Raw genomic sequence first — 25,520 nt, 5'->3', positions numbered from 1 at the left:
CCCGTCTCCTCCCCTTGTTGCTACGCAGGCACCCCAGGAATGTCTGCGGGCAGTTCGTCCTTCGTGCGGCCGGCCAGTGCGGCGGCACGCAGGAACTCGATCGACCGGGCGGCCACGGCGGGTGCGGCGTGCGAGTCGCGGGGCAACTCGACGGCGACCAGGCCGCGGTAGCCGGCGTCGCGCAGCGCGGCCAGCACCGGCGGGAAGTCGATCTCGCCGACGCCGAACTCCAGGTGCTCGTGCACGCCTCGGCGCATGTCGTCGATCTGCACGTTGACCAGGTGGTCGGCCACCTCGGCGACGCACTGCGGCACCGGCCAGGGCTCCAGGCACCGGCAGTGGCCAATGTCGAGGGTGATGCCGAAGCAGGCCGGGTTGTCGAGAGCGGCGTGCAGCCGACGCCAGTCCGCGATGTCCTGCACCAGCATGCCCGGCTCCGGTTCGAAGCCGACTGTGACGCCGGCGGTGTCGGCCGCGTCGACCACTGTGGCGCAGCCAGCCACCAGCCGGTCCCAGGCGCACTGCTGTGACACCGCCTCGGGTCGGACACCCGCCCAGAACGAGACCGCCTCCGCGCCCAGGTCGGCGCCGATCCGCACGGCCCGGCGCAGGAACTCGATCCGCCGGGTCGGGTCGTCGTGCAGCAACGTCGGGGCGTGCTTCTGCCACGGGTCGAGCAGGTAGCGGGCACCGGTCTCGATGACCACCCCCAGGCCCAGCGACTCCAACCGTCGGCCGACCGCGGCGACCCGGCGGGTGAGCCCGGGCGCGAACGGGTCCAGGTGGTCGTGGTCCAGGGTGAGCGCCACCCCGTCGTAGCCGAGGTCGGCGATGACGGCGAGCGCGTCGTCGAGGCGGTGGTTGGCGAAGCCGTTCGTGCCGTACCCGAGGCGCAGCGTGGTGGCGTCGGCGGCCGACGCACCGGGCCGGGGCTCGGGGACGTTCATGTCGGGGAGACCTTCCGGGCCAGCCGTCGACCCAGCGGCGCGGCCGCCGCGACGGCCACCCCGAGCAGACCCGCTCCACCACGTGCGGTGAGAGCGCCCTGGAGGGCCGGCAACCCGGTGATCCCGGCGCCGACGGCAGCGCGGACCCGCCCGGCCGACGGGTCCCGGACGACCTCGGCCTGGGCCGCGCCGTACCGGGCGGCGTACCAGCCGGCCAGCACTGCGGGCAGCACCGCCGCGATGGTGGCCGACCGGCTGCGACCAGCGCGCGCACCGGTCTCGTCGACGGTGTCGGCCCGGTCGGTGGCCCCGGCCTGGTTCGTCGTGCGGAGGGCCGCGCGTCGGGCGCCCGGCACGGCGACGGCGGCACTGACGGCGACCAACGCGGTGCCAGCGAGGGTCCGCATCGGCAGGGTGGCGTCGGCGCCGGTGACCTCCCGGCGGGACAGCGCGGTGACCGTCCAGGTGTGCGCGGCGACGGTGGCCGCCGCCGGCAACGCCCGGGTCATCCGGCCGCCGGACGCGCCGAGCAGCACGTCCAACCCTCGGCAGGCGGCCATCACGGCCGGGCCGGCCGCGGTGTTCTTGGCCAGCAGGTCGTACCCCCAGATGGTGGCGGCCAGCGGCACGGCCAGCGCGACGGCGCGGCGACCGCCCGCGGCGGCGGCCAGGCCCACGCCAGCGGCCGTGAGGCCCGCCGCGAGACCGACAGCGGCGGCCGGGGTGATCCTCCCGCTCGGGATCGGCCGCTCGGGCCGCTCCTCGGCGTCCAGACGCCGGTCGGCCCAGTCGTTGGCGGCCATGCCGGCCCAGTAGAGCAGCACCGAAGCGCCGGCCAGGGCGGGGGTACGCGGGCTCAGCGCGCCGGCCGCCGCGGCCCCGGCGATCACGTCACCGGGCACCGAGAGCGCGGCCGGCGCCCGGACCAACTCGGCCAGATCAGCCAACGTTGTCATGGTCACCGTTCCCGCCGTCGTTCAGTTGCCGGGTGAAGGCGGTCAGCCGGGCCCACTGCTCGCCCAGCGAGTGGGTGGGCGTGCCCAGCGGGTCCTTGAAGAAGAAGCCCAGGTCGGCCAACGGCCCCACCTGCCCGGCGGCGTGCGCGGCGGCGGTGAGTCGGGCCAGGTCGAGCACCAGCGGCGCGGCCAGCGCGGAGTCGCAGCCGTGCCAGGTGAACTCCATCCGCATGCCGGTGCCGAGGAATCCGCTGAAGGTGATCAGATCCCAGGCGGTCTTGAAGTCGCCCAGCTCCTCGACGTACTCGATGCGGGTGCCGCCCTGCGGGACGTAGCCCAGCGTCTCGCCGAGCACCCGCTGCTTGCTCTGCACCTTGGCCGCGTTCGCGGCCGGGTCGGCGAGGGTGGCGCCGTCGCCACCGCCGAGCAGGTTGACCCCGGACCAGGAGCCCACGGCCAGGTTGCGCATCGCGAACATCGGCGCGAGCACCGACTTGACCAGGGTCTCCCCGGTCTTGCCGTCGTGTCCGGCGTACGGCAGTCGGGCCTCCTCGGCCAGCGCGGCCAGCGCCGGCAGCCGCAGCCCGGTGGACGGGGTGAAGTCGACGTACGGGCAGCCGGCGAGCACTGCGGCGTACGCGTAGAGGGAGCTGACCGGCAGCACCTCGTCCGAACCGTCGAGGGCGGCGCGTAGCGCGGCCGGGTCGGCGTGCGCGGGGTGCGGTTCAGGGGCCGGCTCGGTGGCGGAGACGTTGACCACGACCACCCGGTCCAGCTCGTGCCGCTCGCGGAAGCTGGTCAGGTCGCGGACCACGGCCTCGGCCCGGTCGGCCTGGGTGTCGCCGACCGGCGCGGGGCGCAGCTCCTGCTCGACCACGCCCAGTTCGTCGCGGAGCGCGGCGACCAGTCGCCAGGGGATGACACCGGCGTCAGCGAGGGCCTCGGCGCGCTTGCACAGCGGAGTGGTGGCCAGGTCGTGTCCGCCGAAGACCAGATCGGCGAAGGCCGGCAGGGCTGGGCCGCGCAGCTCGGGAAGCTCGGTGACGCAGCCGGTCGGCCCGGCCAGGCCGGCCCGCAGCGCGAGCCCCCCGACGATGCTGGTGGTCGCGACGGAACCTCGCGCTCCTACCAGCCAGACACCTGTTCGCATGGTGCTCCTTCCCCAATCACGAGGAACCGTCGGTACCGCTAAATATAGGAATATCAGAATATGTTTCGGAAAGATACGGCCAGGTTTCGGAAAGTTTCGGGCCGGGTGGATGGGCCCCGTCCGCTCGCCCCGCACCGGAACAGCACCGGCTTCCGACGTCGGCGTCGGCGGCGACGACGCCGGACCGGATCCCGGCAGGTGCGAGCAGACGGGGCTGGTAGGCAGGGTCGGGTCGGCGTCTCGACCCTGCCTCCCCCGCATCCGGCCGGTCGGGGCATTGGCATGCCCCGGCCGGGCGTCTCAGGCCGCCGCGACGGGCGGTGCTATCAGGTGCTCCGGAACTTTCCCGGTGGTGGCGGTCCTCCGGTGCGGCCGGGGAATCCCGGTCCGGTCGCACCGGACGACCGTCCTGCTCGTGCGCCACCGGGCCGTAGGGCCCGGCTGCACGCTCTCCGACGCCGACCTCTGTCCCGGCCACGGGGCGCAATCCGTGGCTGGTCCCTCGCCGGTCGGCTTCGGAAAGCCGGTCGGGCGACGGCGGTGCGATCACCGCCGTCGCGGATGGTCAATGGTCAGACGGCCGCCGCTGTCAGCGTCGGTTCCACCTCGGCCCAGGAGGAGCCGAGCTCCGCCGAGCGGGCCACCGCGTCCAGCACCAGCTGGACCTGCAACGCGTCGGCGAAGGAGGGAGTCGGGTCGACACCGGTGGCGACCGCCTCGATGAAATCGCGCATCTCGTGCGTGAACGAGTGCTCGTAGCCGATGATGTGGCCCGGGGGCCACCACGCCGACATGTACGGGTGCTCGCCCTCGGTCACCAGGATGCGGCTGAAGCCCTGCTCCACGGCCGGGCGGGTCGCGTCGTAGAACTCCAGCTCGTTGAGGCGCTCCAGGTCGAAGACCACACTGCCCAGCGAGCCGTTGATCTCGACGCGCAGCGCGTTCTTACGGCCGGTCGCGAACCGACTCGCCTCGTACGTGGCCAGGGCGCCACCGTCGAGCCGCGCCACGAAGACCGCGGCGTCGTCGACAGTGACAGTCCCGGTGGGCGCCGTGTGGCCGTCCACCGAGGCCGCCAGACCGCTCGACTCGGCCGGCAACGGCCGCTCCTTGACGAAGGTCTCGGTGACCGCGCTGACGCCGCTGATCCGCTGACCCGTGACGAACTGGGTCAGGTCGATGATGTGCGCGCCGATGTCACCGAGCGCGCCGGAGCCCGCCCTGTCCTTCTGCAACCGCCAGACCAGCGGGAACTGCGGGTCCACGATCCAGTCCTGCAGGTACGTCGCACGGACGTGTCGAATCACCCCGAGCCGTCCGTCGGCGACCAACTGGCGCATCATCGTGACCGCGGGGACCCGGCGGTAGTTGAACCCGCACATCGACCGCACTCCGGCGGCCCGGGCGACGTCCGCCGCAGCGGTCATCGCCCGTGCCTCCTCCACCGAGTTGGCCAACGGCTTCTCGCACAGAACGTGCTTGCCTGCGGCCAACGCGGCGAGAGCGATCTCGGCGTGACTGTCACCCGGGGTGCAGATGTCGACAACGTCGATGTCGTCCCGGTTGATCAGGTCACGCCAGTCGGTGGTGTACGCGTCCCAGCCGAGTGTGTCGGCGGCGTCAGCCACCTTCGCTGTGTCTCGGCCGCAGATCAACGCCATCCGGGCCCGCGCCGGCAGGTCGAAGACGCGGTTCACGGTGCGCCACGCCTGTGAGTGCGCGGCGCCCATGAACGCGTAGCCGACCATGCCGACCCGCAGTTCTTTGTCTGTCGTGGACAAGGTGGGTCTCCCCCCGGTATGTCAGAACCCGAGCTTGTCGTAGCTGCTCGCGTTCTCCTTGGTGATCGTCTCCGAGGCCAGGGTCACTTCCTTGGGCACCTGCAGCTCCGTCAGGTCGCCCAGGCCACGACCCTGCGCGATGAGCCGCGCGAGCGAGACCGCCGAGGAGGCCATCGACGGGTTGTAGGTGACAGTGGCCTTCAGCACGGTGTTGTCGGCCTTGATGGCGTCGATCGCGAGCTTGGAGCCCGCGCCGCCGACCATGAAGAACTCCGACCGGTTGGCCTGCTTGATGGCCGCGAGCACACCGATGCCCTGGTCGTCGTCGTGGTTCCAGATGGCGTCGATCTTCGGCAGCGCCTGGAGCAGCTGGGACGCCTCACGCTGACCGCTGTCCGAGGTGAACTCGGCCGAACGACGGTTCCGCACGGTGAACCCGTAGGTCGCCAGGGCGGCCTTGAAGCCCTCGCTGCGCTCGACGGTCAGCGGGATCTCCAGACCGGCGATCTCACCGATGACCGGGTTGGCGACGCCCTTGTCCTTGAGCATCTTGCCGATGTAGTGCCCGGCCGAGACACCCATGCCGTAGTTGTCGCCCTTGATGACCAGCCGCGAGGCCAGCGCGTCGGGGAACGCCCGGTCGAGGTTCACGATCGGGATGCCCGCCTGCATCGCCTGGAGGGCAACGGCGTTGACCTCCTTGCCGTCGTGCGGCAGCACGACGATGATGTCCGGCTTCTGGGCGACCAGCGTGCCGAGCGTGGAGCGCTGGGCCTCGGAGTTCGACCCGCCGTCGACCTCCTTGAACTCCACGTCCGAGTAGGCAGCGGCCTGGGCCTTGGCGTTGGCGTGGATCGCGCCCATCCAGCCGTGGTCGGCGGCCGGGGCGGAGAAGCCGATGACGACCTTCTTGCCCGGGGCGTTGTTGCCTTCGGTGTTTCCGGCGGCCTTGGTCTGGGTGCTGGCGGCCGGGGTCTCGTTGCTGGTGCAGGCAGTGAGAAGGGTGGCAGCGCCCACTGCGGCTCCACCGAAGAGCAACCGGCGGCGCGACAGGTCGCGACTGTGCTGGGTCATGAATGACCTCCTGGGAGCGGGATTTGACTTATTGAGGGTGTGCGAGGCCCGGCCAGCGTCGAACGTTCTCGACGTCGCCAGGACAACGGTGCGGTGCGTCAGGTTGCGGTGGTGACCCTGTTCCGCGCGAGGAGCCGAGTGACTGACTTGAACTGGAACTGCTGGACCAGGACGGCGGCGACGATGATGCCGCCCTTGACCATGTTCTGCGCCTCGATGGAGAGGCCGTTGATGGCGAAGAGGTTCGTGATGGTGGCGAAGATGATGACGCCGAGCAGCGAGCCGACGATCGTGCCCCGGCCGCCGCTGAGCAGCGTCCCGCCGATGATCGCCGCGGCGATCGCGTCCAACTCGTACAGGTTGGCCATCGCCGCCTGCGCCGAGGTCGCCTGCGAGGTGAGCATGATGGCGGCGATACCGCAGCAGAGACCGGAGAGCGCGTAGAGCAGCATGGTGTGTCGCCGGACGTTGATGCCGGCCAGCCGCGCCGCCTCCGGGTTACCACCGACGGCGATGGTCCGCCGGCCGAAGGTCGTGCGGTTGAGCACCACCCAACCGGCCAGCACGACAGCGCCGAGGATGTAGACCAGGATCGGGATCCCGATCACCTTGCGCGCGGCGATGTCGTTGATGAAGGTGCTGCTCGACACCTGGGTCTGCTTGTTGGAGATCGACGCCGCGAGCCCTCGCGCGGCCACCAGCATCGCGAGCGTCGCGATGAAGGGAACCAGCCGCCCGTACGAGATGAGCACACCGTTGACGAGGCCGACGCAGACGCCGACAGCGAGGGCGGCGAAGATCATGCCGCCGGCGCCGTAGCTCTGGGTGGCCACTGTGGTGCACCAGACCCCGGCCAGCGCGACGATCGCGCCGACCGACAGGTCGATGCCACCACCGATGATCACGAAGGTCATCCCGACGGTGACCACGCCGACGACCGAGGCCAACTGGAGAATGGCCAGGACGTTGTTCCAGACCCAGTTCGGGTCGCCGTACAGGTCGGGCTTGGTGACCGCGCCGACCACGATGAGCGCGGCGAGCACCCCGATCAGACCGAGGTTGCGCTTGGCGCCGTCGCCACCGTCACCGCGCCACCAGGAGAGCTTGCCCCCGGATCCTGCCTTGTTATTGGCCACCGCCGTCTCCGCCGGGTCCACCGGCGGCGACTGCGCCGGAAGCTGCGGGCGCTCCGGTGTCGCGGTGGGAGTGGGAGTCGCGTCGCTCATGCCGGTGCGCCTTCCATCAAGGACCCCGCCATCACGAGGTCAAGCACAGTGTTCTCGTCGAGTTCGCCGGCCGCGGCTTCGCGGACGACCCGCCCTTCCCGCATCACCAGCACCCGGTCGGCCAGACCCAGCACCTCGGGCACCTCGCTGGAGACCAGCAGCACCCCCACGCCCTGAGCGGCCAATGCCCGGATGACCTGGTAGAGCTCGGCCCGGGCGCCCACGTCCACGCCTCGGGTCGGCTCGTCGAGAAGCAGCAACTTGGTGCCGCCGAGCAGCCAACGCCCGACCACCACCTTCTGCTGGTTGCCGCCGGACAGCGTGCGCACCGGCCGGTCCACGTCCCGGGGCCGCAGCTCCAGGGTCTCCGCGATCCGGTCCGCCTCGGCGCGTTCCTTGGCGGCGTTGGTGAAACCGAGCCGCGCGTACCGGCCGAAGGTGGCCAGCGTGACGTTGCGGTAGATCGGCTCGCCGAGCAGCAACGCCTGGCTCTTGCGCTCCTCCGGGGCCATTCCCATGCCGGCGCGAACCGCCGCGCCGACGCCGGGCCGGAGGACCTTCCCGTCCATCTGCACAGTGCCGGCCTCCGGGAGGCGGGCACCGTAGATCGTCTCCAGCAGTTCGGAACGACCGGAGCCGACCAGCCCCGCGATACCCACGATCTCCCCGGCACGCACGTTCAGCGACACGTCGGCGAATTCGCCAGTGCGGGTCAACCCCTGCACCTGGAGCAGGTCGGCGCCTGCGGTGTCGTCGGTCGGCCGGTCCGGAAAGACGTACTCGATGGTGCGGCCGGTCATCCGGCTCACCAGGTCGCGGGTCGGGGTGTCACGCGCCGGCAGGTTCGCCGCCGTGGTCCGGCCGTCCTTGAGTACGGTGACCCGGTCGCCGATCTCGCGGATCTCCTCCAAGCGGTGGGAGATGTAGATGACGGCGATGCCCTGCGCGGTCAGCTCTCGGATGATCCGGAACAGGTTGCCGACCTCGTCGTGGGCCAGCACCGCGCTCGGCTCGTCCATGATGATCAGTCGGGCCTCGTGCGACAGCGCCCGCGCCATGCTGACGATCTGCTTGCCGGCCGCCGGCAGGGACCGGACCATGCGCCCCGGCGGGATCTCACCGTGGCCGAGCCGGCTGAGGATCTGCCGGGTGTGCCGGGCCATCCGGCCGCGCCGGACGAAACCGAAGTTGCGGTACTCGTGCCCGAGGAACGCGTTCTCCGCCACCGACAGATCCTCGACGAGGTCGAGCTCCTGGTAGATCGTGGCGATGCCCGCCTTCATGGCGGCCTGCGGGTTGGCGAACGTGGCCGGCTCACCGCGCCACTCCACCTGCCCGGAATCCGGTTGGTGCACCCCGGCGAGCACCTTGATGAGGGTGGACTTGCCGGCGCCGTTCTGCCCGAGCAGGCAGTGCACCTCGCCGGCACGCACCTCCAGCTGCACGCCGTCGAGCGCGCGTACGCCGGGGAAGGTCTTCACCAGATCGGTGAGGCGCAGGACCACCTCGCCCGCGACGGTGTCGGCGGGAGCCTCGACCAGCGGCGCCTCGGCGACGGCCTCGGCCGACGCGGTGGCGGGGTCATCCTCGGGCAGAGCCACAGTCTCCTCCTCGCTCACGACGGAATCTCGAACAGCTTCATGCGGCTTCCCCGAAGGCGACGTCGCTCGCGAGGACCGCCGCGCCGGTGACACCGGCGCGGCCGCCCAGCTCGGACAGGACGACGGGAAGGTTGCCGGTCGCCAGCGGCAGTGACCGGCGGTAGACCACACTGCGGATCTCGGCGAGCAGGATGTGGCCCAGCTGGGCCAGCCCTCCGCCGATCACGATCATGGAAGGGTTGGTGAAGCTGACCAGGCCGGCGAGCACTCCGCCGACGCGCCGTCCGCCGTCCCGGATCAACTGGATGCAGGTCACGTCGCCCTCGACAGCGCCCTCGGCGACGTCCAGCGCAGTGACGACACCGCGCAGCGCCAGCCGTTCGGCCAGCGCCGGCGACGTCCCACTGCGGGCGGCGGCCGCGGCGTCCTTGGCCAGCGCGGCGCCGCTGAACAGCGCCTCCAGGCAACCGACGTTGCCGCAGGAGCACATCGGACCGTGCGAGTCGACCTGGATGTGGCCGATGTCGCCGGCACAGCCGTCGGTGCCTCGGTAGACCTCGCCGGTGAGGTAGATGCCGCACCCGATGCCGGTGCCGATCTTCACGAAGAGGAAGTCGTCCACCGAGTGGGCGACCCCACCGTGCCGCTCGCCGATCGCCATGATGTTGACGTCGTTGTCGACCACCGCCGGGCAGCCGTGCTCCCGGCTGAGCAGCTCACGCACCGGGAACCGGTCCCAGCCCGGCATGATCGGTGGTGAGACCGGCGTGCCGTCGCGGAAGCTGACCGGGCCGGGTACGCCGATGCCGACCGCGTCCAGTCGCTCGTACGCGCCGTCGACCCGGGCCTTGTGCAGAAGTTCGTTGACCCGTTGCAGGGTCACCTTCGGGCCGTTGCGGATGTCGGCAGTCTCGGCGTAGTGGGCCACCGGTTCGAGGCGGCCGTTGACCACCTCGACGTCCATCGAACTGGCACCGAGGTCGACGGCGGCGAAGCGCAGCTTCGGGTTCAGCTCGACGAGAGTCGAGCGACGCCCACCTCGGGATGCGGCGAGCCCGGCCTCGGCCACATAGCCCAGCGTCACCAGGCGATCCAGCTCGGCCAGCATGCGCGGACGCGGCATCTGGAGCCGGTCGCCCAGCTCCGCCCGGGACACTGCGCCCTCGTCGCGGAGCAGCCGCAACAGGCGCACGTGTAGGGGGTCGACGGTGCGCACCCGGAGCCCCCTCTTCTTTGGCAGCGTTCACATCGACGCAATGTCGATGTGTTGTGTCCGACACAGTAAGAGCGGTCGGATCGCCTGTCCAGAGCTTCGGCTGTTCCGACGCTAACTTTTGCTCAAACGGACAGAAGTTTCGGTCGCGCTTGCGACGGGATGGACCGGCTTCGCTGCGCACCCTCGCCGTACCGGCACCCACCGACCGGGCGAGCCCCGCCCCCACCCGCACTGCGGCGACGTCGACCTCCACGCCCTCCCGACGGGCGAGTGTCGTCGCCATCGGCCATCATCGGTGTCAATCGGTATCGATGCCCTCGAGCAGCGATTACGCCATCGAGGCGGACACTCGCAGCCCGCCCGAATCGTCGACTCCACCGTCGCGGCAATTGCAAAGGACGTTGACAGTCGTCTACGTGGTCGTTAACGTTCCTGGGCATCGACAGCTACGGGGCGAGTCGCGCACCGCAATTCCCTAATCGCGATGACCTTCCGTTCTGTCGTGCCCGAACACCCCGACGGGAAGGACCCCAATGAATCGACCGACGCGCTTTGTCGCGGCCGTGTCCGCAGTAGCGTTCGTCGCGCTGCTCTCGCCATCGGCAGCCCAGGCGGCACCATCCCCGAAGGGCTCCGAGCTTGGTGTCGCCGCTGCGGCGCCCGTCCGGCAGGCCGCTTACAGCGCTGCTGAGGGCGACTTTGGCACCCTTGGGAACTGCACCGCCGGGATCTTCTGCGGCGAGGTGAAGAACCGGCTCGGCCGATCCATCAAGCTCTCGGGAAACTGGCCGACCAACAGCAAGACGATGTGGCTGCCGGCTGGCCAGGGCAGCGCATCCGACTCGAGGTACTACTACGAATTCCGGGACACCGACGGATTCCAGGTGCCCAGCGGTTACATTTACTACGACAGCGTGGGTAACAAATACTACCCGGGCTGGCACAAGGTGAACGACCTGCAAGTGGTCACGCTCAACGGCTGGTGCCTCACTTCAGCCTGCAGTTAACGATCGGCTCCGAATAGGCGCATCAGTGGCTGCCGGGCCGGCACGGGTCCGGCAGCCACCGACGCGTCGCCTCAACCGACCGAGCCGCGCTGGTTGTGCTTCTTCTTGAGCTTGCGGTCGTCGCGCAGCTCGACGTACGGCTCGTCGTCCACCGCGTGTCCGGCCGAGATGGCGCGGCCACGCTCCAACTCGGCGTCGAACTCCGCCCCCAGCAGGATCGCGATGTTGCTCAGCCACAGCCACACCAGGAAGATGATCACCCCGGCCAGCGTCCCGTACGTCTTGTCGTACGAACTGAAGTTGCTCACGTAGAAGGCGAACAGGCCGGAGATCACCAGCCAGATCACCACGGCCAGCACCCCGCCCGGGCTGACCCAGCGGAAGCCGCCGTGCCGCGCGTTCGGCGAGGCCCAGTAGAGGATCGCGAACATCAGGCTGACCAGGATCAGCAGCACCGGCCACTTCGCGATGTCCCACACCGCGACAGCCGTCGAGCCGAGCCCGATCACATCACCGACCGATTCGGCGAGGCGGCCGGTGAAGACAACGATCACCGCGCTGGCCAGCAGCAGCACGCCGATCACCGCTGTCACGCCGAGTCGGATCGGCAGGGTCTTCCAGATCGGCCGGCCTTCCGGCACGTCGTAGATGGTGTTGGAGGCGCGCATGAACGCGCCGATGTAACCGGAGGCCGACCAGAACGCGGCCACCAGACCGATGATCGCGGCGATGCTGGCCAGGCCACCGTTGCGGTCCGCGGTGTCGATCGCGCCCTCGATGATCTTCTGGATGCTGTCGTTCGGCACCGCCTGGTTCACGGTGTCCTTGACACCCTCGGTGGCGCTCTCGCCGAGCAGGCCGAGCAGGGAGATCAGCACCAGCACGCCGGGGAAGATGGACAGCACCCCGTAGTAGGTCAGCGCCGCCGCCCAGTCGGTCAGGCTGTCGTCCTGGAATTCGGTGATCGTCCGGCGCATCGCCGCCTTCCAGCCACTGCCGGGCAGGTCGGTGGGGCTGTCCGGGCCCGCGTCGGGCCCGACCGGCGTGGTGGCCGGATCACGCTCACGCTGGGCGGAAGACTCGTCCGAGGTCATCGCCCCTCCTCCTGGTCGCGGTGTCACCTCCGGACATGCCCCGTCGACGGGCGCGGATAACCCCTACTTGTAGAGCAACCTCGCCATTCGACGAGAGGCCACCAGCAGACCGACCGCCATCATCGCCAGCAGGTAGAGCACGTCGAGCAGCCAGAGCCAGCCATCACCGCCCAGCGCGAGCCCGCGGATCAGGTGCACCGACCGGTACAGCGGGGTGATCTCGACGAGCCAGTGCAGCACTGTCGGGTAGGCCTGCGCCGGAACGAAGGTGCCGGAGAAGAGGAAGAGCGTGAACTGCGCGGAGGCCATCAGGTCGAAATCCTGCCAACTGCGCATGAAGGTGGAGATCGCCATGCCGAGCGCCCCGAACGCGAACCCGACAAGCACTGCGGCCGGGAGAGTGGTCAGCGCGCGGGTGACGCTTGTCAACTCCAGCGCCACCATCACACCGAGGAACGCCGCCGAGTAGGCGCTTCCCCGCAGCATCGCCCAACCCAACTCGCCCACCGCGATCTCGAACGGCCGTACCGGGGTGGCGATCACCCCGTCGTACAGCTTCATGTACTTCATCTTGCCGAAGAAGTTGAATGTGGTCTCCGAGATCGCCCCGGTCATCGCCGAGGAGGCGAGCATCGCCGGGGCCACGAACTCGGCGTACGAGACCAGCCGCCCGCCGGGCAACGGCAGGTCGCCGACCAGCGCGCCGACGCCCACCCCGATGGACAGCAGGTAGAGCAGCGGCTCCACGAAGCCGGAGAGCAGCAGCAGCCAGTAGACCGGCTTCAGCGCCGCGACGTTGCGCTCGAACACCGACGCCGACCGTCGGGACGCGGCGGAGACGTCGACCAGCCGGGGCAGGATCAGCGTGACCACGACACCCTCTCTGCTTGCTCTTCGGGTTGCTGTTCAGGGGACGGGTCGCTGTTCAGACGACGAGCTTGCGACGGAACGCGCGCACCGCCAGCAACCAGCCGACGACCGCCCAGGCGGCCAGGTAGAGCAGGTGCCCGACGATCGACCACTGTGGGGCGACGCCGAGCGTGGCCGCGCGGCACAGGTCCACGGCGTGCCACAACGGCGTCACGTACGCCAGCCACCGCAGCGCGTCGGGCAACGACTCGACCGGGAAGAACACCCCGGCGAAGAGCGTCATCGGGATGACAGCGAACCGGAACAGCATCGCCAGCCAATTGTCGCTCGACACCGACGCGGCGTACGCGAAGGTCGGCGCGGCGACGGCCAGCCCGAGCAACGCCACCACCGGCAGGGTGGCCAACGCCCACGGCGACCGCAGTGCCCCGAACAGCCCGGTGACCAGCAGGAACGCCACGATAGTGGTGAGCACCCGGAACAGCACGAAGGCCAGGTGCCCGGCCACGATGTCACTGACCCGCAGCGGTGACGCGCCCTGCGCGAAGTAGGTCTTGACCCACTGGAAGTTGCTGAACACCGGCCAGGTCGAGTCGCCGACTGTCACCTGGAGCGCTGTCGAGGCGATCAGCCCGGGGACCAGCCAGTCGAGGTAACGCACCCCGCCGACGCCCTGGTCGATGTAGGCGCCGACGCCCACCCCGAACCCGAGGACCGTCAGCACTGGCAGCAGGAACGACGAGAACACCCCGGCCCGCCAGGTGCGCCGCAGACCCACCAGGTAGTGCTCGAACACCGCGTACGCCGGCACCCATGGGAACCGCGCCGATCCCGCCGCACTCACCCGACCACCCCGCCCACCGCGCCGGCCATCACGACCTGTCTACCCCCGGGGTACGACAGACCGCCGGTCACCCTACGACGACCCCGCCGACGTGTCGCCCGGGTTTCCCCGCGCCGCCCTGGTTTCGCGGCGTCGCCCGGTCGCGGCGTCGCCCGGTCGCGGCGTCGCCCGGTCGCGGCGTCGCCCTTGATCGACTCGGCTTCCTGAAAGTCGCGGTGTCGGAGCCGCCCCAACGGCCCGACTTCCTGAAGACCGAGTTGATCTAGACGCGTGGCCGCTATCTACCGGCCAGCGGCGTCGGACTTGACGAACGTGCGCCACGCGGCGGGCGGAAAGACGAGCACGGGACCGGTCGGGTCCTTGGAGTCGCGGACGGCCACCAGCCCAGGCAGGTTGCTGGCAACCTCCACGCAGTTGCCGCCATCCGGGCCGCTACGAATGCTCTTGCGCCACCGGGCACCGGTTAAATCCATGTCTCCGCCACTTCCGCCATGAGATCGAGGGACTGCCCGTGCGATAGTGCCTCACCCCGGATCGACTCCCACACCTCGACCATCTGACGGACGTAATCGGCGCGGTCGATGACCTGCCCGTGACGCTGTCCAGCGAGGTACACAAGGTCCTCCCCCTGCGACGAGCTTGCGATCACGAACGGCCCTCCGAGCCCAGCGTAAGCACCGGCGGGAGTCGGCACTACCTGGATTCGGACCCTCGGGAACGCCGTGCCGAGCTTCACGAGGTGCTGAACTTGCTCGTGCATGACTTCCGGCCCACCGACCGATCGGCGCAGCACGTGCTCGTCGATCACGGCAGTGAGCAGCGGAGGCCGGTCTCGGGTGAGCAGTCTCTGACGGTCCAGCCGGGTTGCCACCTGCTGCTCGACCTCGTCCGCCGCGAACAAGCCGCCACCGGTCAGTAGCGCGCGGGCGTACCCCTCGGTCTGCAAGAGTCCTGGCACACACAGCGGCTCGAACGAGCGCAGCGCTGTGGTTTCCTGCTCGATGCCGGCCCAGTCGCGGAACCACGGCACCACTGCCTCCCGGCTGATCCGCCGCTGGATGCGTTCGAACCGACCGTCGGCTGAGAACACGGCGTCGCACCGGCGGGCGAAGTCCAGACTTGGCCGGCGCTCGGATGTCTCCACCTTGGCGACAAGCGCCCCGGAATAGCTCAACGCCTCGGCCAGCGCGGCCTGTGACATCCCGTTGGCGGCTCGGGCCAGTCGCAACTCCTCGGCGAAGTGCTCCAGCATGGACGAACTCTCCACGGACACCCTCCGTACATTCCCGTACCGTGCCGGGCCGATCGCCGTACGCGCTGGTCGTCGGCGCGCGGAACCTCCCACCGTAGTCGGGTCTTCACCAGACTGTCACGCAGCGGAACCGCTCACGGGATCCAGACGGCGGGCGGAACCAGGCCGGGAGCGCCCCGTGACCCCCGATCCGGGGCGCTCCCACCACCCGATGGAGGTTCCCTCGTGCGACTCACCTGGTCGGCTGATGTCGGCGGCGGGCACTGATGCCGCGGTACCGCCCACACGTGGCGGCACGCCCGTCCTGGCGCTGCCGGCTCTGCGGCGCGGCGTGGCCCTGCTCGCCGGCCCGCCTGGCGCTGCTCGGCGAGTACCGCGAGGACCGGATCGGCCTGCTCATCTACCTCGCCACGCTGCTCTACGAGGCGGCCGGGGACCTCGCCGGCCAGGCCGGTCACGACCGACTGACCGACCGATTCATCACCTGGGCCAGAGCCCGTTGAACGGCGATTCGTTGGCAGCCGGTCAGGCCGGTCGGTACGCGCGGACCAGCGCCTGCACGGCGTAGGCGAGCAGCAGCACTCCTGCGCCGATGCCGACCACCAGACCGGCGGAGACCGCCGAGGCGAGGCCGGTGACGAGGCCCACCGCCGCCACCAGGCAGAGCGCGGCACCGAGCGGGCGAAGCAACGGATCCCGCAGGAGCGGGGCGAGCGGGAAGAAGTGCAGACCGACCACCAGGCAGACCAGCACCGGAACGTACTCGGACCAGTTGGCCGCGACCAGCACGGCGGCACCCAGCCCGGCGGCGGCGAACTCGGCCGCGACGATGAGCAGGTACGGGCGGTCGGCGGCCCGGTCCCGAGGGCTGCCGGCACCCCGCAGGCGGGAGGACAGCACACCGCCCAGCACGGCGGTGAGCAGTGCGACGATGCTGCCCACCACGAGCAGGGCACGCAGCGGTTGCTCCGCCGCCGGCACACTGAACCAGACCATCGCGAAGATGCCCAGGTAGAGGGCGGTCAGCCCGGCCTGACGTCGGTTGGCGGTCACCAGATCAGACATGAAACTCCCCCGGTTTACGACAGACCGCCGTCACCCTACGGTCCTGGCTGGTGCTTGATCGACTCGGGTTTCAGGAAGTCGGACTGTCCACTTCGCCGTGTCACCCCGACTTTCCGGAAGCCGAGTGGATCATTCGGGCCGGTCAGTCGACAAGGGTGCGGCCGGTCAGGTGCAGGAAGACGTCCTCCAGGCCGCTGCGCCGGACCAGCACGTTCGCCGGCTGGAGCCCCAACGCGGCGACCTCGGCGACCGCGGCGTCGCCGTCGGGAACGTAGAGCAGGACCCGGTCGGGCAACACCTCGACCCGCTCCCCCAGCCCGTCGAGCTTGCCGGCGAACGGTTCCTGCGACTCGGCGGCGAAGCGCAACTCGACCACCTCACGGGTCGAGTGCTGCTCGATCAGCGCCCTGGGCGAGCCCTCCGCGACGATCCGGCCGCTGTCCATCACCACCAGACGGTCACAGAGCTGCTCGGCCTCGTCCATGTAGTGCGTGGTGAGCACCAACGTGACGCCCTGCTGCTTGAGCCGGAACAGCCGCTCCCACACCAGGTGCCGGGCCTGCGGGTCCAGCCCGGTGGTCGGCTCGTCGAGCAGCACGATCTCCGGATCGTTCACCAGCGCGCGGGCGATGGTCAGCCGACGCTTCATGCCACCGGAGAGCGGCTCGACCTTGCTGTCGGCCCGCTCGGTGAGCTGGACGAAGTCGAGCAGTTCGGCGGCGCGCTCCCGGGCCGCCCGGCGAGAGATGCCGAAGTAGCGGGCGTAGACGGTCAGGTTCTCCCGGACGGTCAACTCCGGATCGAGATTGTCAAGCTGGGGGCACACCCCGAGACGCGCCCGGATCGCCGGCCCGTCAGCCACCGATTCCATGTCGAGGATGCGCAGCTCACCCCCGCTGGGTGGGGAGATGCAGCCGACCATCCGCATGGTCGACGACTTGCCCGCGCCGTTGGGCCCGAGGAAGCCGAACGCCTCACCCTGGCGAACGTCGACGTCGATGCCGTTCACGGCGGTGAAATCGCCGAACCGCTTCACCAGCCCGCGAGCCTGAATCAGTGGCCGCTCCGAAGTCACCGCCCGACCCTAACCGCCGAGTCCGACAGCCCTCCACGCAAATACGCTGGACGTGCCAGGACCTGCGACGCGCACCGCGCAGGGCGACCACGCCCGCGACCCTCCGGTCACCCCAACCGCGGGCGGCGAAACGCCGATCGATGCCCCACCCGTCAGCCAATCGACGTGTATCGTCCTTTTGTGTCGCCCATCAGCTCGCCCGATGGTTCGCCTTCACCTGCCCTACCAGCCAACTCTCCCGCCGGTGGGTCCGCAGCGAGCCCCGACGGCGGGCCACCCCGGCCACGACCGGAAGCCGAGCCGACAGAGCCCGGCGCGAGTAAGCCCGACCCGGGCACGCCCGACCCGGGCACGCCCGACCCGGGCGTCGCCGAGCGGGCGACTCGGGACCTGGCCGCCCAGTTCGAGGACGAGAAACCGGGACGGGTGCTCTCCGGGCCGGCGGGTCTGCTCCTCACCACTGCGGCGCTGGCGGTCGGCGCTCTCGCCCTGTGGCAGGTGTTCCGCCCCCTGTCGCAGGGCAGCAAGTACTACCTGATCATCTTCCTGGCCGGCGTACTCCCGTTGGTCTTCCTCGCCTACCCGGCCGACCTGCGGCTACCGGCCCGCCTGCGCGCCCGGCGACGACGCACCAACCGCGCCGACGCCACCGGCGGCGACAGGCGTACCCCGAGACAGTCGTCGTCGGGGCCCACAGTGACCGACTGGGCGCTGGGTGCCCTGGCCATCGCGGCCTGTCTCTACCCCGTCCTGCCGATGCGGATCGGCAGCGGCGGCGGCGGTTACAACGCGTTCCTCGACCGGCAGGGCCTGCTGGCGCCGACGGATCTGGTGCTGGGCACCGTCCTGCTGCTCCTGCTGCTCGAAGCGTGTCGACGTACCACCGGTTGGATCCTGCCGGCGGTCTGCCTGCTGTTCCTCGGTTATGGCTACTACGGCGGGCTGTTGCCGCAGTCCTGGCCGGTCGCGCACGCCGGGCTCGACTTCAGTCAGCTTGTCGATGCGTTCTACAACTCCGACAGCGGCTTCTACGGCACGCCACTCGACGTGGCCGCCTCGTACATCGTGCTGTTCACCATCTACGGCGCGGTGCTGGAGTTGTCCGGGGCCGGGCGGTTCTTCGTCGAGCTGTCGGCCGCGGCGTTCCGACGTTCCCGTACCGCCGCCGGCCGTACGGCGGTGGCCTCGGGTTTCCTGCTCGGCACCGTCTCCGGCTCCGGCGCGGCGACGACGGTGAGCATCGGCGCGGTCACCTGGCCGCTGCTGCGCCGTGCCGGCTACCCGCCGGAGCGGGCCGGCGGCATGCTGGCCGCGGCCGGGGTGGGCGCCATCCTCTCCCCGCCGACTCTGGGCGCGGCGGCGTTCATCATCGCCGAGTACCTGGGCGTCTCGTACCTGCAGGTGCTGGGCTGGGCGACGGTACCGACGGTGCTCTACTACCTCGGCATCCTGCTCGCCGTGGAGATCGACGCCCGCCGCTCCGGCGTACGCCCCGTGGTGATCGACGTCGGCTCGCCCTGGCGGCTGCTGGCCCGGTTCGGCTACCACTTCGCCTCGCTGATCGCCATCATCGTGTTCCTCGCGATCGGTGTGTCAGCGACCAGGGCTGTCGTCTTCGCCATCGTGCTCACCGTCGCGTTGTCGTTCCTGGCTCCCAGGAACGAGGACCGCGCGCACCGACTCACCCCGGGCAGGCTGGTGACATCACTGGTCACCGGCGTGCGCGGCGTCCTCGCCGTCACCGCTGTCTGCGCCGCCGCCGGCATCATCACGGCGACCACGACGAAAACCGGCCTCGGGCCGCAGGCGGCGGCGCTGCTGATCGGCGGGGCGCAGGCGGCCACATCGGACCCGACGCTGGTGCTGGTGCTCACCGCGCTGCTCGCCGCCGTCGCACTCAGCCTGCTGGGCCTGGCCGTGCCGGTCACCGCGTCGTTCGTGATCGGTTGGGTGATCGTCGGTCCGGCCCTGCTCGACCTGGGTGTCACCGCGCCGGCGGCGGCGATGTTCGTCTTCTACTTCGCGGTGCTGTCCGAGGTGTCCCCGCCGACAGCGCTCGCCGCGGTGGCCGCCGCCGCGGTCACCGGCGGCCGGCTGGTGCCGACCATGTGGCAGACCCTGCGGTACGCGCTGCCGGCGTACCTGACCCCGATCGCGTTCGTCATCACGCCGGCCGGGCTCGGTCTGCTCGGCATCGGTGGCGTCCAGCGGATCGCCTTCGCCGCCGGAGTCACAGCGCTCAGCGTGGCGGTGCTCGCCGTCGCCGCCGGTGGCTGGCTGCCCGGCGTGGGGCCGGCCGGCGCCCCGGAACGGGTGTTGGGCGCCCTCGCCGGCGTCACACTGCTCTGGCTCGAACCCGTGCCGGTCACTGTCGGCGTGGCGCTGGCCGTCGTCGCGGCGGCGGGCGTGTTCATCCGACGCGGCGCCGCCAACCGGTCATCGTCCGGATCACCAGCCAATCCTGTGGAGGAACAACTGTGAGACGAATCGACGTACGGCTCGCGGCCGGCCTGAGCGTGCTCGCCCTCGTCACGGTCGGTGCCGCGGGTTGCGGAGGTCAGCAGGGCGGCGCGGCAAAAGACGACACGGCCAGCGAGGTCACCTGCGAGGTGACGAAGGAGACCCGCGTCGGCATCGCCACCGGCAACGCGACAGGCGTCTACTACGTGGTCGGCAACGCCCTGGCCGGGCAGTTGTCCGGGGCGACCGGCGGCAAGCTCACCGGCACCGCCGCCGAGACCGGCGCCTCGGTGCAGAACGTCGAGCAACTGGTCGGTGGCCAGTACGACGTGGCGTTCTCGCTGTTCGACACGGCGGTCAACGCGGTGCAGGGCAAGGGCAGCTTCACCGCGCCGCAGCCGGTGGAGGCGCTGACCCGCATCTACGACAACTACACCCAGGTGGTGGTCCGCAACGACTCCGGGATCACCTCGGTGGCCGACATGCGGGGCAAGCGGATCTCCACCGGCTCACCGAAGTCCGGTACCGAGGTGATCGCCAACCGGCTGTTGGAGGCCGCCGGCCTCGACCCGGCGAAGGACATCAGGGCGCAGCGACTGGACCTGACCAAGACCGTCGAGGGGATCAAGGACGGCAGCGTCGACGGCTTCTTCTGGTCCGGTGGTCTGCCCACCGGGGGCCTCACCGACCTGTTCACCACTGCCGGCGACTCGGTGAAGTTCGTCGACATCTCGCCGTTGCTGCCGAAGATGACAGCGTTGAGCCCCGCCTACCAGGCCGGGACGATCGGACGGGACGCGTACCGGACGGCGACCGACACCCCGACGATCGTCGTACCCAATGTGTTGTTGGTCCGTAAGGACCTGGACGCCAACGTCGCCTGCGCGATCACCCGGACGGTCTTCGACAAGCGGGACACGCTGGCCCAGGCGAACCCGGCGGCCCGGGGCATCTCGCTGGAGACCGCCCGCAAGACCGACCCGGTGCCGCTGCACCGCGGCGCCGAGAAGGCACTGACGGACCTCGGGGCGAACTGACCCGGCCGGTCAGACGTCGGCCGGCGCGGTGGCGGCGCGGGCCACACCGACCAGCCGGTCGGTCTCGGCGAGCAGTGCCTCGTCGTCCGCCGGAGTGCCGGGGTCGAGTCGAACCGTCCAGGTCAGACCGTCGACCCCGGCCACGCGCCGGGCCGCGACCCGCGCCGCGCCGCCGGGCACCGGCTGGTGCTCGGTGTACGCGACCGAACGGGTCACCCGAGCCCGCACCTGGTGCGGCAACTCCCCCGGGTCGAGCAGCAGGTACGTCTCGGCCGGACCGTCGGCGACCACCGTGTAGCCGTCCCGTTCGACGAGGGGCTCGGCGGGGGTGACTGTCAACTCCCGGCCGGACCAGACCGCCTTGAGGATGCTGTGCCAACCGAACCGGTGCCCTCGACCGGGCAACCACAGGCCGAGGTTGGTGGCGACCACCACCCCGTCGCCCTCGCCGTTGCCGGCGGCGGCCCAGGCCAGCACCCGCTCGTCGGCGGTCAGCGGCGGCCGGTCGGCCGGCGGCAGCTTCGGCTTGCGGCTGAACAGTCCCATCTAGAGGCCTCCCGCAGCCTGCTCGCGCAACGCCCGGGCGTGCTGCTCCAGGGACAGCAGCTCACCGAAGGCGGCGAAGTACTCGTCCTTGTTGTTGACCGGGTTGATCCGCTGGATGCGTGACTTGAGGTCCCGGACCCGCGCGGTCACCGACCCGAACTGCACGCGGGCCATGGTGATCGACACGTAGCGCGGGTCCGGTTCGCCGTCGATCCGCAGTGGTTCGACTGCCAGCTCACCGACCAGCGCCGCGGCCGCCAGGTCGTCGCAGGCGTCGCGGACCGACTCGATCCAGACCGCGCCGCCGGTCGCCGACGCGGCACCACCGGCCGCCGCGATGGCAGTGCGCACCGCGACGTGCACCGGGTGGCGGTATTCGGTGGCCTCGACCGCGTCGAACATCGGCCCGGCCAGGACCGGTTGCTGGAGGGCGAGTTTGAGCGCCTCCCGCTCGACCATCGACTGCGGGCTGTCCACCGCCGGCTCGGGGCGGGCCGAGGTTGGCCGGGCGGCGGGGGCGGCGTCGCGGGTGCCGGGCGGCGGGGTGTTGGCGGCGGCGAGCACCGCCCGCTGCACCGGCTCGATCTCCATGCCGAGGTCCATGGCGAGCTTGCGGACGTACTCCGGGCGCTTCTCCCGGTCCTTCAGTCGCGCGACCAGCGGCGCGGCGTGGCGCATCGCCTCGACCCGGCCGTCGACGGTGTCCAGGTCGAAGCGGCTGATCACGTGTCGCAGCGCGAAGTCGACGAGCGGCTCGCGGCGGGCGACCAGGTCACGCACCGCAAGGTCGCCCTTGGCCAGCCGCAGGTCGCACGGGTCCATGTTGTCCGGGCTGACCGCGATGAACGTGCGCCCGACGAAGCGCTGGTCGTCTTCGAAGGCGCGCAGCGCTGCCTTCTGCCCGGCGGCGTCGCCGTCGAAGGTGAAGATGATCTCGCCGGCCACCTCGTCGCTGTCGAACAGGAGCCGACGCAGGACGGAGATGTGGTCCGCGGCGAAGGCGGTGCCGCAGGTCGCCACCGCCGTGGTCACCCCGGCCAGGTGACAGGCCATCACGTCGGTGTAACCCTCGACGATCACCGCCCGCCCCTGCTTGGCGATCTCCCGCTTGGCCTGGTCGATGCCGTAGAGCACGTGCGACTTCTTGTAGATCGGCGTCTCGGGGGTGTTCAGGTATTTCGGGCCGTCGTCGTCATCGAAGAGCTTGCGCGCGCCGAAGCCGATCACGTCACCGGCGAGGTCGCGGATCGGCCAGAGCAGCCGGCGACGGAACCGGTCGATCAGGGTGCCGGAACGGGACTCCCGGGACAGCCCGGCGGTGACCAGCTCCTGGTGGGTGAAGCCCTGCTGGCGCAGATGCTTGGTGAGCGGGTCCCAACCCTCCGGCGCGAAGCCACAGCCGTAGCGCTCGGCGGCGGCCCTGTCGAAGCCCCGTCGCGCCAGGAACTCCCGTGCCGGCCGGGCGCCGGCGGTGCTCAGTTGCGCGCTGTAGAACTCGACGGCGGCGGCGTGCGCGGCGACCAGTCGCTGCCGCTGACCCTGCTGCGGGCGAGGGCGCGGGGTGCCCTTGTCGTCCTCGATGTAGCGCAGTTGGATGCCGGCGCGGCCGGCCAGCCGCTCGACGGACTCCACGAAGCTGAGGTGGTCGGCGTCCATCAGGAACTTGATCGCGTCCCCGCCGGCCCCGCAGCCGAAGCAGTACCAGACGTTGCGGGCCGGGGACACGTTGAACGACGGACTCTTCTCGTCGTGGAACGGGCACAGACCCTTGAGGTTGCCGCCGCCGGCGGACTTCAGGGTGACCGTCTCGGAGATCACATCCCCGATCGAGGTGCGTTCCCGGACCAGTGCGATGTCCTCGTCCCGGATCCGCCCAGCCATGCGCCACCCCCTCGCCGTACATCCTGCCCTGCCCGACCGACGACACGCCGGCCGGGGGACGCCGGTGTGGCGGCGGCCGCTGCCGGCTGGGCGGTTCCGGCCCGCAGGCCGGGTCCGCCCGGGGACCATGACCAGATGCGCCGGGTACGGACCGAAGCCCCCCGCCTGCCGAGATGGCTGGCTGTTCGGATGGGGCTACCCGGGCAGACCCCGCAGACGGACGAGGCCGGCCACCGGCACGCCACCTGGCTGGAGCTCTTCCTCGACCTCATCTTCGTGTACGCGCTGGCGGCGGTGGTGGCCCGGCTGGGCAACGAACCGGCCCCGTCGCCGAGGGCCGTGCTGGCCGTGATCGGGCTCTTCGTGGTGATCCAGTGGGCCTGGATGGGGCAGGTGTACTACGACACCAGGTTCGATCCGGACGACGCGTTGCACCGAGTGCTGGTGCTTGTCGCGTTGGTCGGCGCGGGCGCGATGACACTCGGGGTCGACGAGGTCCCGGAGAGCGTGCTCCTGCCGGTCGGGTACCTGATCGTGCGGGGTGTGCTGCTCCTGCTGTACCTGCGTGCCTGGCCGACCAGCGCGAAGGCCCGAATGGTGACGACCGTCTATCTGATCGGCTTCGGGTCGGGCTGGTTGATCTGGCTGGTGTCGCTGACGGTGCCCACCGAACTGCGGCCGGTCCTGTGGATCGTCGCGATGGTGATCGAACTGGCCACGCCCTGGGTCGGGGTGCGCTGGCTCAACCGCTGGCCGGTGGACAACAGGCACCTGCCGGAACGGATCGGCCAGTTCACCATCATCGTGCTGGGTAGCGCGCTGGCCAGCCTGCTCTTCGCCGTGCCGGACCATCCCCCGCCCCACATGATCCTCACCGCAGCGATGGCCTTCCTGATCCCGGCGGCCGTCTGGTGGGTCTACACCACCTTCGTCACCACCCGGCTGCTCCAGCGCCAGCTACGTGGCGGGCAGGCGTACAGCTACCTGCACATACCGCTCGGCGGTGCGCTGCTGCTGCTCGGCTGGGCGCTCGGGCAGGTGGTGCGGCTGGTCGACGACAACGCGAACCGGCTGCCACTGGAGCTGCGGCTGCTGCTGGGCGCCTCGATGGTGGTGTGGACGGCCTGTGGGCTCGCCCTCTACTGGTTGTGGACCCGACCGAGCGCCGCCCGGTTGGCGATCGCCGCCTACGGGGTGGTCTCGGTCAGCCTGATCACCGCGACGGTGCACCAGCCGAGGGTGATGCTGTCGCTGCTCTCCCTGGCCGTCGTCGGGTACGCCGTCCTGCTCAGCCGACGCCTCGCCCGCGCCGGCAAGGAGATGAACACCCCCGAGGGGTGAGCGGCGCTCAGGCCGCCGCGGCGGGCTCCGGAATGGCCGTCTCCTCGGCCGCCACCTGCTGGTTCCAGTCGGCCTTGGTGGAGCGCCAGCCCTCGTCGTCCATGCCGCGCCGCCAGTAGCCGGAGATGGAGAGCCGGTCGAGGGGCACGCCCCGCTCGCCGCGCAGCAACCGGCGCAGCTCCCGGACGAAGGCGGCCTCGCCGTGCACGAACGCGTGCACCTGGCCGGCCGGGAACTCCAACGCCCGCACCGCCTCGACCAGCGCCTCGCCCACCGGGCGGTCGCCGCGATGCAACCAGGTCAGCTCGACCGCCCCGGGACTGAGCAGCTTCTGCTCCTCCGCCGGGTCGGCGATCTCCACGAAGACGTGGGCCGGGGCGCCCAGCGGGAGGCGCTCCAGCGCGGCGGCGATCGCCGGCAGGGCGCTCTCGTCACCGACCAGCAGATGCCAGTCCGCGTCCGGGCTCGGGGCGTACGCGCCGCCGGGGCCGACGAAGTGCACCGGATCGCCGGGACGCAGCGCGGCGGCCCACGGGCCGGCCAGCCCCTCGTCGCCGTGGTGCACCACGTCGACGGTCAGCTCGCCGGACAGCGGATCCCAGCGCCGCACCGTGTACGCGCGCAGCCGGGGCCACTGCTCCCGGGGCAGGTCCCGGCGGATCGCGGCGAGGTCCAACGGCTGCGGGTACGCGACCCCCGACTGCGGGAACACCACCTTGATGTAGTGGTCGGTGAACTCTCCCACCGGCAGGCCGACCAGTTCGTCCCCACCGAGGACGAGCCGGATCAGGTGCGGGGTGGGCCGCTCGGTGCGCAGCACCTGGGCCGTGGTGACGTTCCTGGAGCGTTCCGTCATGTCAGTTAGGTTAGCCTAAGCTGCCTCGTGGTCGGCCGGGGGTGTCCCCTTGCCGACCAGGCGGGTGTGCCAGGTCACCGCCGCCGGGTCGGTGAGCGAGGCGACCTGGTCGATCACCACCCGCAGTCTGGCCCTGTCGTCAGGGGCGTCCTGATACGCCATGACGGCCACCGCGCCAGCGGCGATCGCACTGACCGCATCGGTGACGATCAGCACCCACTTCTTGTTCCACCGGTCCACC

The 25,520-nt window shown here is 70.6% G+C and carries 22 protein-coding genes and 2 pseudogenes; 5 read left to right on the top strand and 19 right to left on the bottom strand.

Annotated elements, in window-relative coordinates; all coding sequences use genetic code 11:
- Positions 1–20: 20 nt before the first annotated feature.
- From AB0C20_RS17020 to AB0C20_RS16985, 8 genes are all read right to left on the bottom strand, one after another.
- A complete protein-coding gene (locus AB0C20_RS17020; protein WP_357181503.1) occupies positions 21–947 on the bottom strand; it encodes a sugar phosphate isomerase/epimerase family protein in 927 nt (308 codons plus the stop codon).
- On the bottom strand, positions 944–1,903 hold the full coding sequence (locus AB0C20_RS17015; RefSeq protein WP_357181507.1) for an SCO3242 family prenyltransferase: 960 nt from the start codon (positions 1,901–1,903) through the stop codon (positions 944–946). The genes AB0C20_RS17020 and AB0C20_RS17015 overlap by 4 nt, the downstream gene beginning before the upstream one ends.
- Positions 1,887–3,053, bottom strand: a complete 1,167-nt coding sequence (locus AB0C20_RS17010; RefSeq protein WP_357568323.1) for an inositol-3-phosphate synthase — start codon at positions 3,051–3,053, stop codon at positions 1,887–1,889. The genes AB0C20_RS17015 and AB0C20_RS17010 overlap by 17 nt, the downstream gene beginning before the upstream one ends.
- Positions 3,054–3,625: 572 nt before the next feature.
- Positions 3,626–4,834, bottom strand: a complete 1,209-nt coding sequence (locus AB0C20_RS17005) for a Gfo/Idh/MocA family oxidoreductase (RefSeq protein WP_145792442.1) — start codon at positions 4,832–4,834, stop codon at positions 3,626–3,628.
- Positions 4,835–4,855: 21 nt separating this feature from the next.
- On the bottom strand, positions 4,856–5,908 hold the full coding sequence (locus AB0C20_RS17000) for a substrate-binding domain-containing protein (RefSeq protein ID WP_357181514.1): 1,053 nt from the start codon (positions 5,906–5,908) through the stop codon (positions 4,856–4,858).
- Positions 5,909–6,006: 98 nt separating this feature from the next.
- A complete protein-coding gene (locus tag AB0C20_RS16995) occupies positions 6,007–7,134 on the bottom strand; it encodes an ABC transporter permease (protein WP_357181517.1) in 1,128 nt (375 codons plus the stop codon).
- Positions 7,131–8,639, bottom strand: a complete 1,509-nt coding sequence (locus tag AB0C20_RS16990) for a sugar ABC transporter ATP-binding protein (protein WP_357568326.1) — start codon at positions 8,637–8,639, stop codon at positions 7,131–7,133. The genes AB0C20_RS16995 and AB0C20_RS16990 overlap by 4 nt, the downstream gene beginning before the upstream one ends.
- A 133-nt stretch (positions 8,640–8,772) precedes the next feature.
- Complete coding sequence (locus AB0C20_RS16985; RefSeq protein ID WP_357181520.1) at positions 8,773–9,951, bottom strand: ROK family protein; 1,179 nt, start codon at positions 9,949–9,951, stop codon at positions 8,773–8,775.
- 533 nt (positions 9,952–10,484) lie between these two features.
- Here AB0C20_RS16985 and AB0C20_RS16980 point away from each other — a divergent pair.
- Positions 10,485–10,958 (top strand): hypothetical protein, encoded by a 474-nt coding sequence (locus tag AB0C20_RS16980; protein ID WP_357568322.1) that lies wholly within the window; start codon positions 10,485–10,487, stop codon positions 10,956–10,958.
- A 71-nt stretch (positions 10,959–11,029) separates the two neighbouring features.
- Here the strand turns inward: AB0C20_RS16980 and AB0C20_RS16975 are convergent, their stop codons facing one another.
- The 5 genes from AB0C20_RS16975 to AB0C20_RS16955 all read right to left on the bottom strand — a co-directional run bounded on the left by AB0C20_RS16975 (position 11,030) and on the right by AB0C20_RS16955 (position 15,033).
- Entirely contained in the window at positions 11,030–12,052 is a 1,023-nt protein-coding gene (locus AB0C20_RS16975) for a YihY/virulence factor BrkB family protein (protein WP_357568321.1), read from the bottom strand.
- Between the two features lie 63 nt (positions 12,053–12,115).
- On the bottom strand, positions 12,116–12,925 hold the full coding sequence (locus tag AB0C20_RS16970; RefSeq protein WP_357568320.1) for an ABC transporter permease: 810 nt from the start codon (positions 12,923–12,925) through the stop codon (positions 12,116–12,118).
- A 52-nt stretch (positions 12,926–12,977) separates the two neighbouring features.
- Positions 12,978–13,766: an ABC transporter permease gene (locus tag AB0C20_RS16965; protein ID WP_357181532.1), complete on the bottom strand. Its 789-nt coding sequence runs from the start codon at positions 13,764–13,766 to the stop codon at positions 12,978–12,980.
- Between the two features lie 281 nt (positions 13,767–14,047).
- Positions 14,048–14,239, bottom strand: coding sequence for a DUF397 domain-containing protein (locus AB0C20_RS16960; RefSeq protein ID WP_357181535.1), 192 nt, complete (start codon positions 14,237–14,239; stop codon positions 14,048–14,050).
- Entirely contained in the window at positions 14,230–15,033 is an 804-nt protein-coding gene (locus AB0C20_RS16955) for a helix-turn-helix transcriptional regulator (RefSeq protein WP_357181539.1), read from the bottom strand. Before AB0C20_RS16955 ends, AB0C20_RS16960 begins: the two co-directional genes overlap by 10 nt.
- Before the next feature lie 272 nt (positions 15,034–15,305).
- Between AB0C20_RS16955 and AB0C20_RS16950 the strand changes: the two genes are divergently transcribed.
- Positions 15,306–15,521, top strand: coding sequence for a flavin reductase (locus AB0C20_RS16950; protein ID WP_357568319.1), 216 nt, complete (start codon positions 15,306–15,308; stop codon positions 15,519–15,521).
- Between the two features lie 22 nt (positions 15,522–15,543).
- On the opposite strand, the gene AB0C20_RS16945 is transcribed toward AB0C20_RS16950, so the two are convergent.
- On the bottom strand, positions 15,544–16,083 hold the full coding sequence (locus tag AB0C20_RS16945; protein ID WP_357568318.1) for a hypothetical protein: 540 nt from the start codon (positions 16,081–16,083) through the stop codon (positions 15,544–15,546).
- 142 nt (positions 16,084–16,225) lie between these two features.
- Positions 16,226–17,158 carry an ATP-binding cassette domain-containing protein gene (locus AB0C20_RS16940; RefSeq protein WP_357568317.1) on the bottom strand — a complete coding sequence of 311 codons (933 nt, stop codon included), beginning with the start codon at positions 17,156–17,158 and terminating at the stop codon, positions 16,226–16,228.
- A gap of 180 nt (positions 17,159–17,338) precedes the next feature.
- Between AB0C20_RS16940 and AB0C20_RS16935 the strand changes: the two genes are divergently transcribed.
- Positions 17,339–19,639 carry a TRAP transporter fused permease subunit gene (locus tag AB0C20_RS16935; protein WP_357568316.1) on the top strand — a complete coding sequence of 767 codons (2,301 nt, stop codon included), beginning with the start codon at positions 17,339–17,341 and terminating at the stop codon, positions 19,637–19,639.
- On the top strand, positions 19,636–20,655 hold the full coding sequence (locus AB0C20_RS16930) for a TAXI family TRAP transporter solute-binding subunit (RefSeq protein ID WP_357181554.1): 1,020 nt from the start codon (positions 19,636–19,638) through the stop codon (positions 20,653–20,655). The genes AB0C20_RS16935 and AB0C20_RS16930 overlap by 4 nt, the downstream gene beginning before the upstream one ends.
- Before the next feature lie 9 nt (positions 20,656–20,664).
- Here the strand turns inward: AB0C20_RS16930 and AB0C20_RS16925 are convergent, their stop codons facing one another.
- Together AB0C20_RS16925 and dnaG are read right to left on the bottom strand one after the other, a co-directional pair.
- Positions 20,665–21,201, bottom strand: coding sequence for a hypothetical protein (locus AB0C20_RS16925; RefSeq protein WP_357181557.1), 537 nt, complete (start codon positions 21,199–21,201; stop codon positions 20,665–20,667).
- A pseudogene (dnaG, locus tag AB0C20_RS16920) lies at positions 21,202–23,104 on the bottom strand (DNA primase). It abuts the gene before it with no gap.
- Between the two features lie 113 nt (positions 23,105–23,217).
- Here dnaG and AB0C20_RS16915 point away from each other — a divergent pair.
- A complete protein-coding gene (locus AB0C20_RS16915) occupies positions 23,218–24,423 on the top strand; it encodes a low temperature requirement protein A (protein ID WP_357568315.1) in 1,206 nt (401 codons plus the stop codon).
- 7 nt (positions 24,424–24,430) lie between these two features.
- Here the strand turns inward: AB0C20_RS16915 and AB0C20_RS16910 are convergent, their stop codons facing one another.
- Complete coding sequence (locus AB0C20_RS16910; protein ID WP_357181562.1) at positions 24,431–25,279, bottom strand: siderophore-interacting protein; 849 nt, start codon at positions 25,277–25,279, stop codon at positions 24,431–24,433.
- Positions 25,280–25,294: 15 nt separating this feature from the next.
- Positions 25,295–25,520 (bottom strand): annotated as a pseudogene (locus AB0C20_RS16905) (hypothetical protein); the annotation flags it as partial.

The organism is Micromonospora sp. NPDC048843, assembly GCF_040649965.1.
GTDB classification, from domain to species: Bacteria; Actinomycetota; Actinomycetes; order Mycobacteriales; family Micromonosporaceae; genus Micromonospora; species Micromonospora hortensis.
This window is presented reverse-complemented; position numbering and strand designations above follow the sequence as displayed.

What these genes read in the sequence shown, in the direction of transcription:
- AB0C20_RS16995 (WP_357181517.1), bottom strand. Translation starts at nt 7,134, where the DNA reads ATGAGCGACGCGACTCCCACTCCCACCGCGACACCGGAGCGCCCGCAG.
- AB0C20_RS17010 (WP_357568323.1), bottom strand. Translation starts at nt 3,053, where the DNA reads ATGCGAACAGGTGTCTGGCTGGTAGGAGCGCGAGGTTCCGTCGCGACC.
- AB0C20_RS16975 (WP_357568321.1), bottom strand. Translation starts at nt 12,052, where the DNA reads ATGACCTCGGACGAGTCTTCCGCCCAGCGTGAGCGTGATCCGGCCACC.
- AB0C20_RS16910 (WP_357181562.1), bottom strand. Translation starts at nt 25,279, where the DNA reads ATGACGGAACGCTCCAGGAACGTCACCACGGCCCAGGTGCTGCGCACC.
- AB0C20_RS16915 (WP_357568315.1), top strand. Translation starts at nt 23,218, where the DNA reads ATGCGCCGGGTACGGACCGAAGCCCCCCGCCTGCCGAGATGGCTGGCT.
- AB0C20_RS17020 (WP_357181503.1), bottom strand. Translation starts at nt 947, where the DNA reads ATGAACGTCCCCGAGCCCCGGCCCGGTGCGTCGGCCGCCGACGCCACC.
- AB0C20_RS16925 (WP_357181557.1), bottom strand. Translation starts at nt 21,201, where the DNA reads ATGGGACTGTTCAGCCGCAAGCCGAAGCTGCCGCCGGCCGACCGGCCG.
- AB0C20_RS16960 (WP_357181535.1), bottom strand. Translation starts at nt 14,239, where the DNA reads ATGGATTTAACCGGTGCCCGGTGGCGCAAGAGCATTCGTAGCGGCCCG.
- AB0C20_RS17000 (WP_357181514.1), bottom strand. Translation starts at nt 5,908, where the DNA reads ATGACCCAGCACAGTCGCGACCTGTCGCGCCGCCGGTTGCTCTTCGGT.
- AB0C20_RS17015 (WP_357181507.1), bottom strand. Translation starts at nt 1,903, where the DNA reads ATGACAACGTTGGCTGATCTGGCCGAGTTGGTCCGGGCGCCGGCCGCG.
- AB0C20_RS16980 (WP_357568322.1), top strand. Translation starts at nt 10,485, where the DNA reads ATGAATCGACCGACGCGCTTTGTCGCGGCCGTGTCCGCAGTAGCGTTC.
- AB0C20_RS16945 (WP_357568318.1), bottom strand. Translation starts at nt 16,083, where the DNA reads ATGTCTGATCTGGTGACCGCCAACCGACGTCAGGCCGGGCTGACCGCC.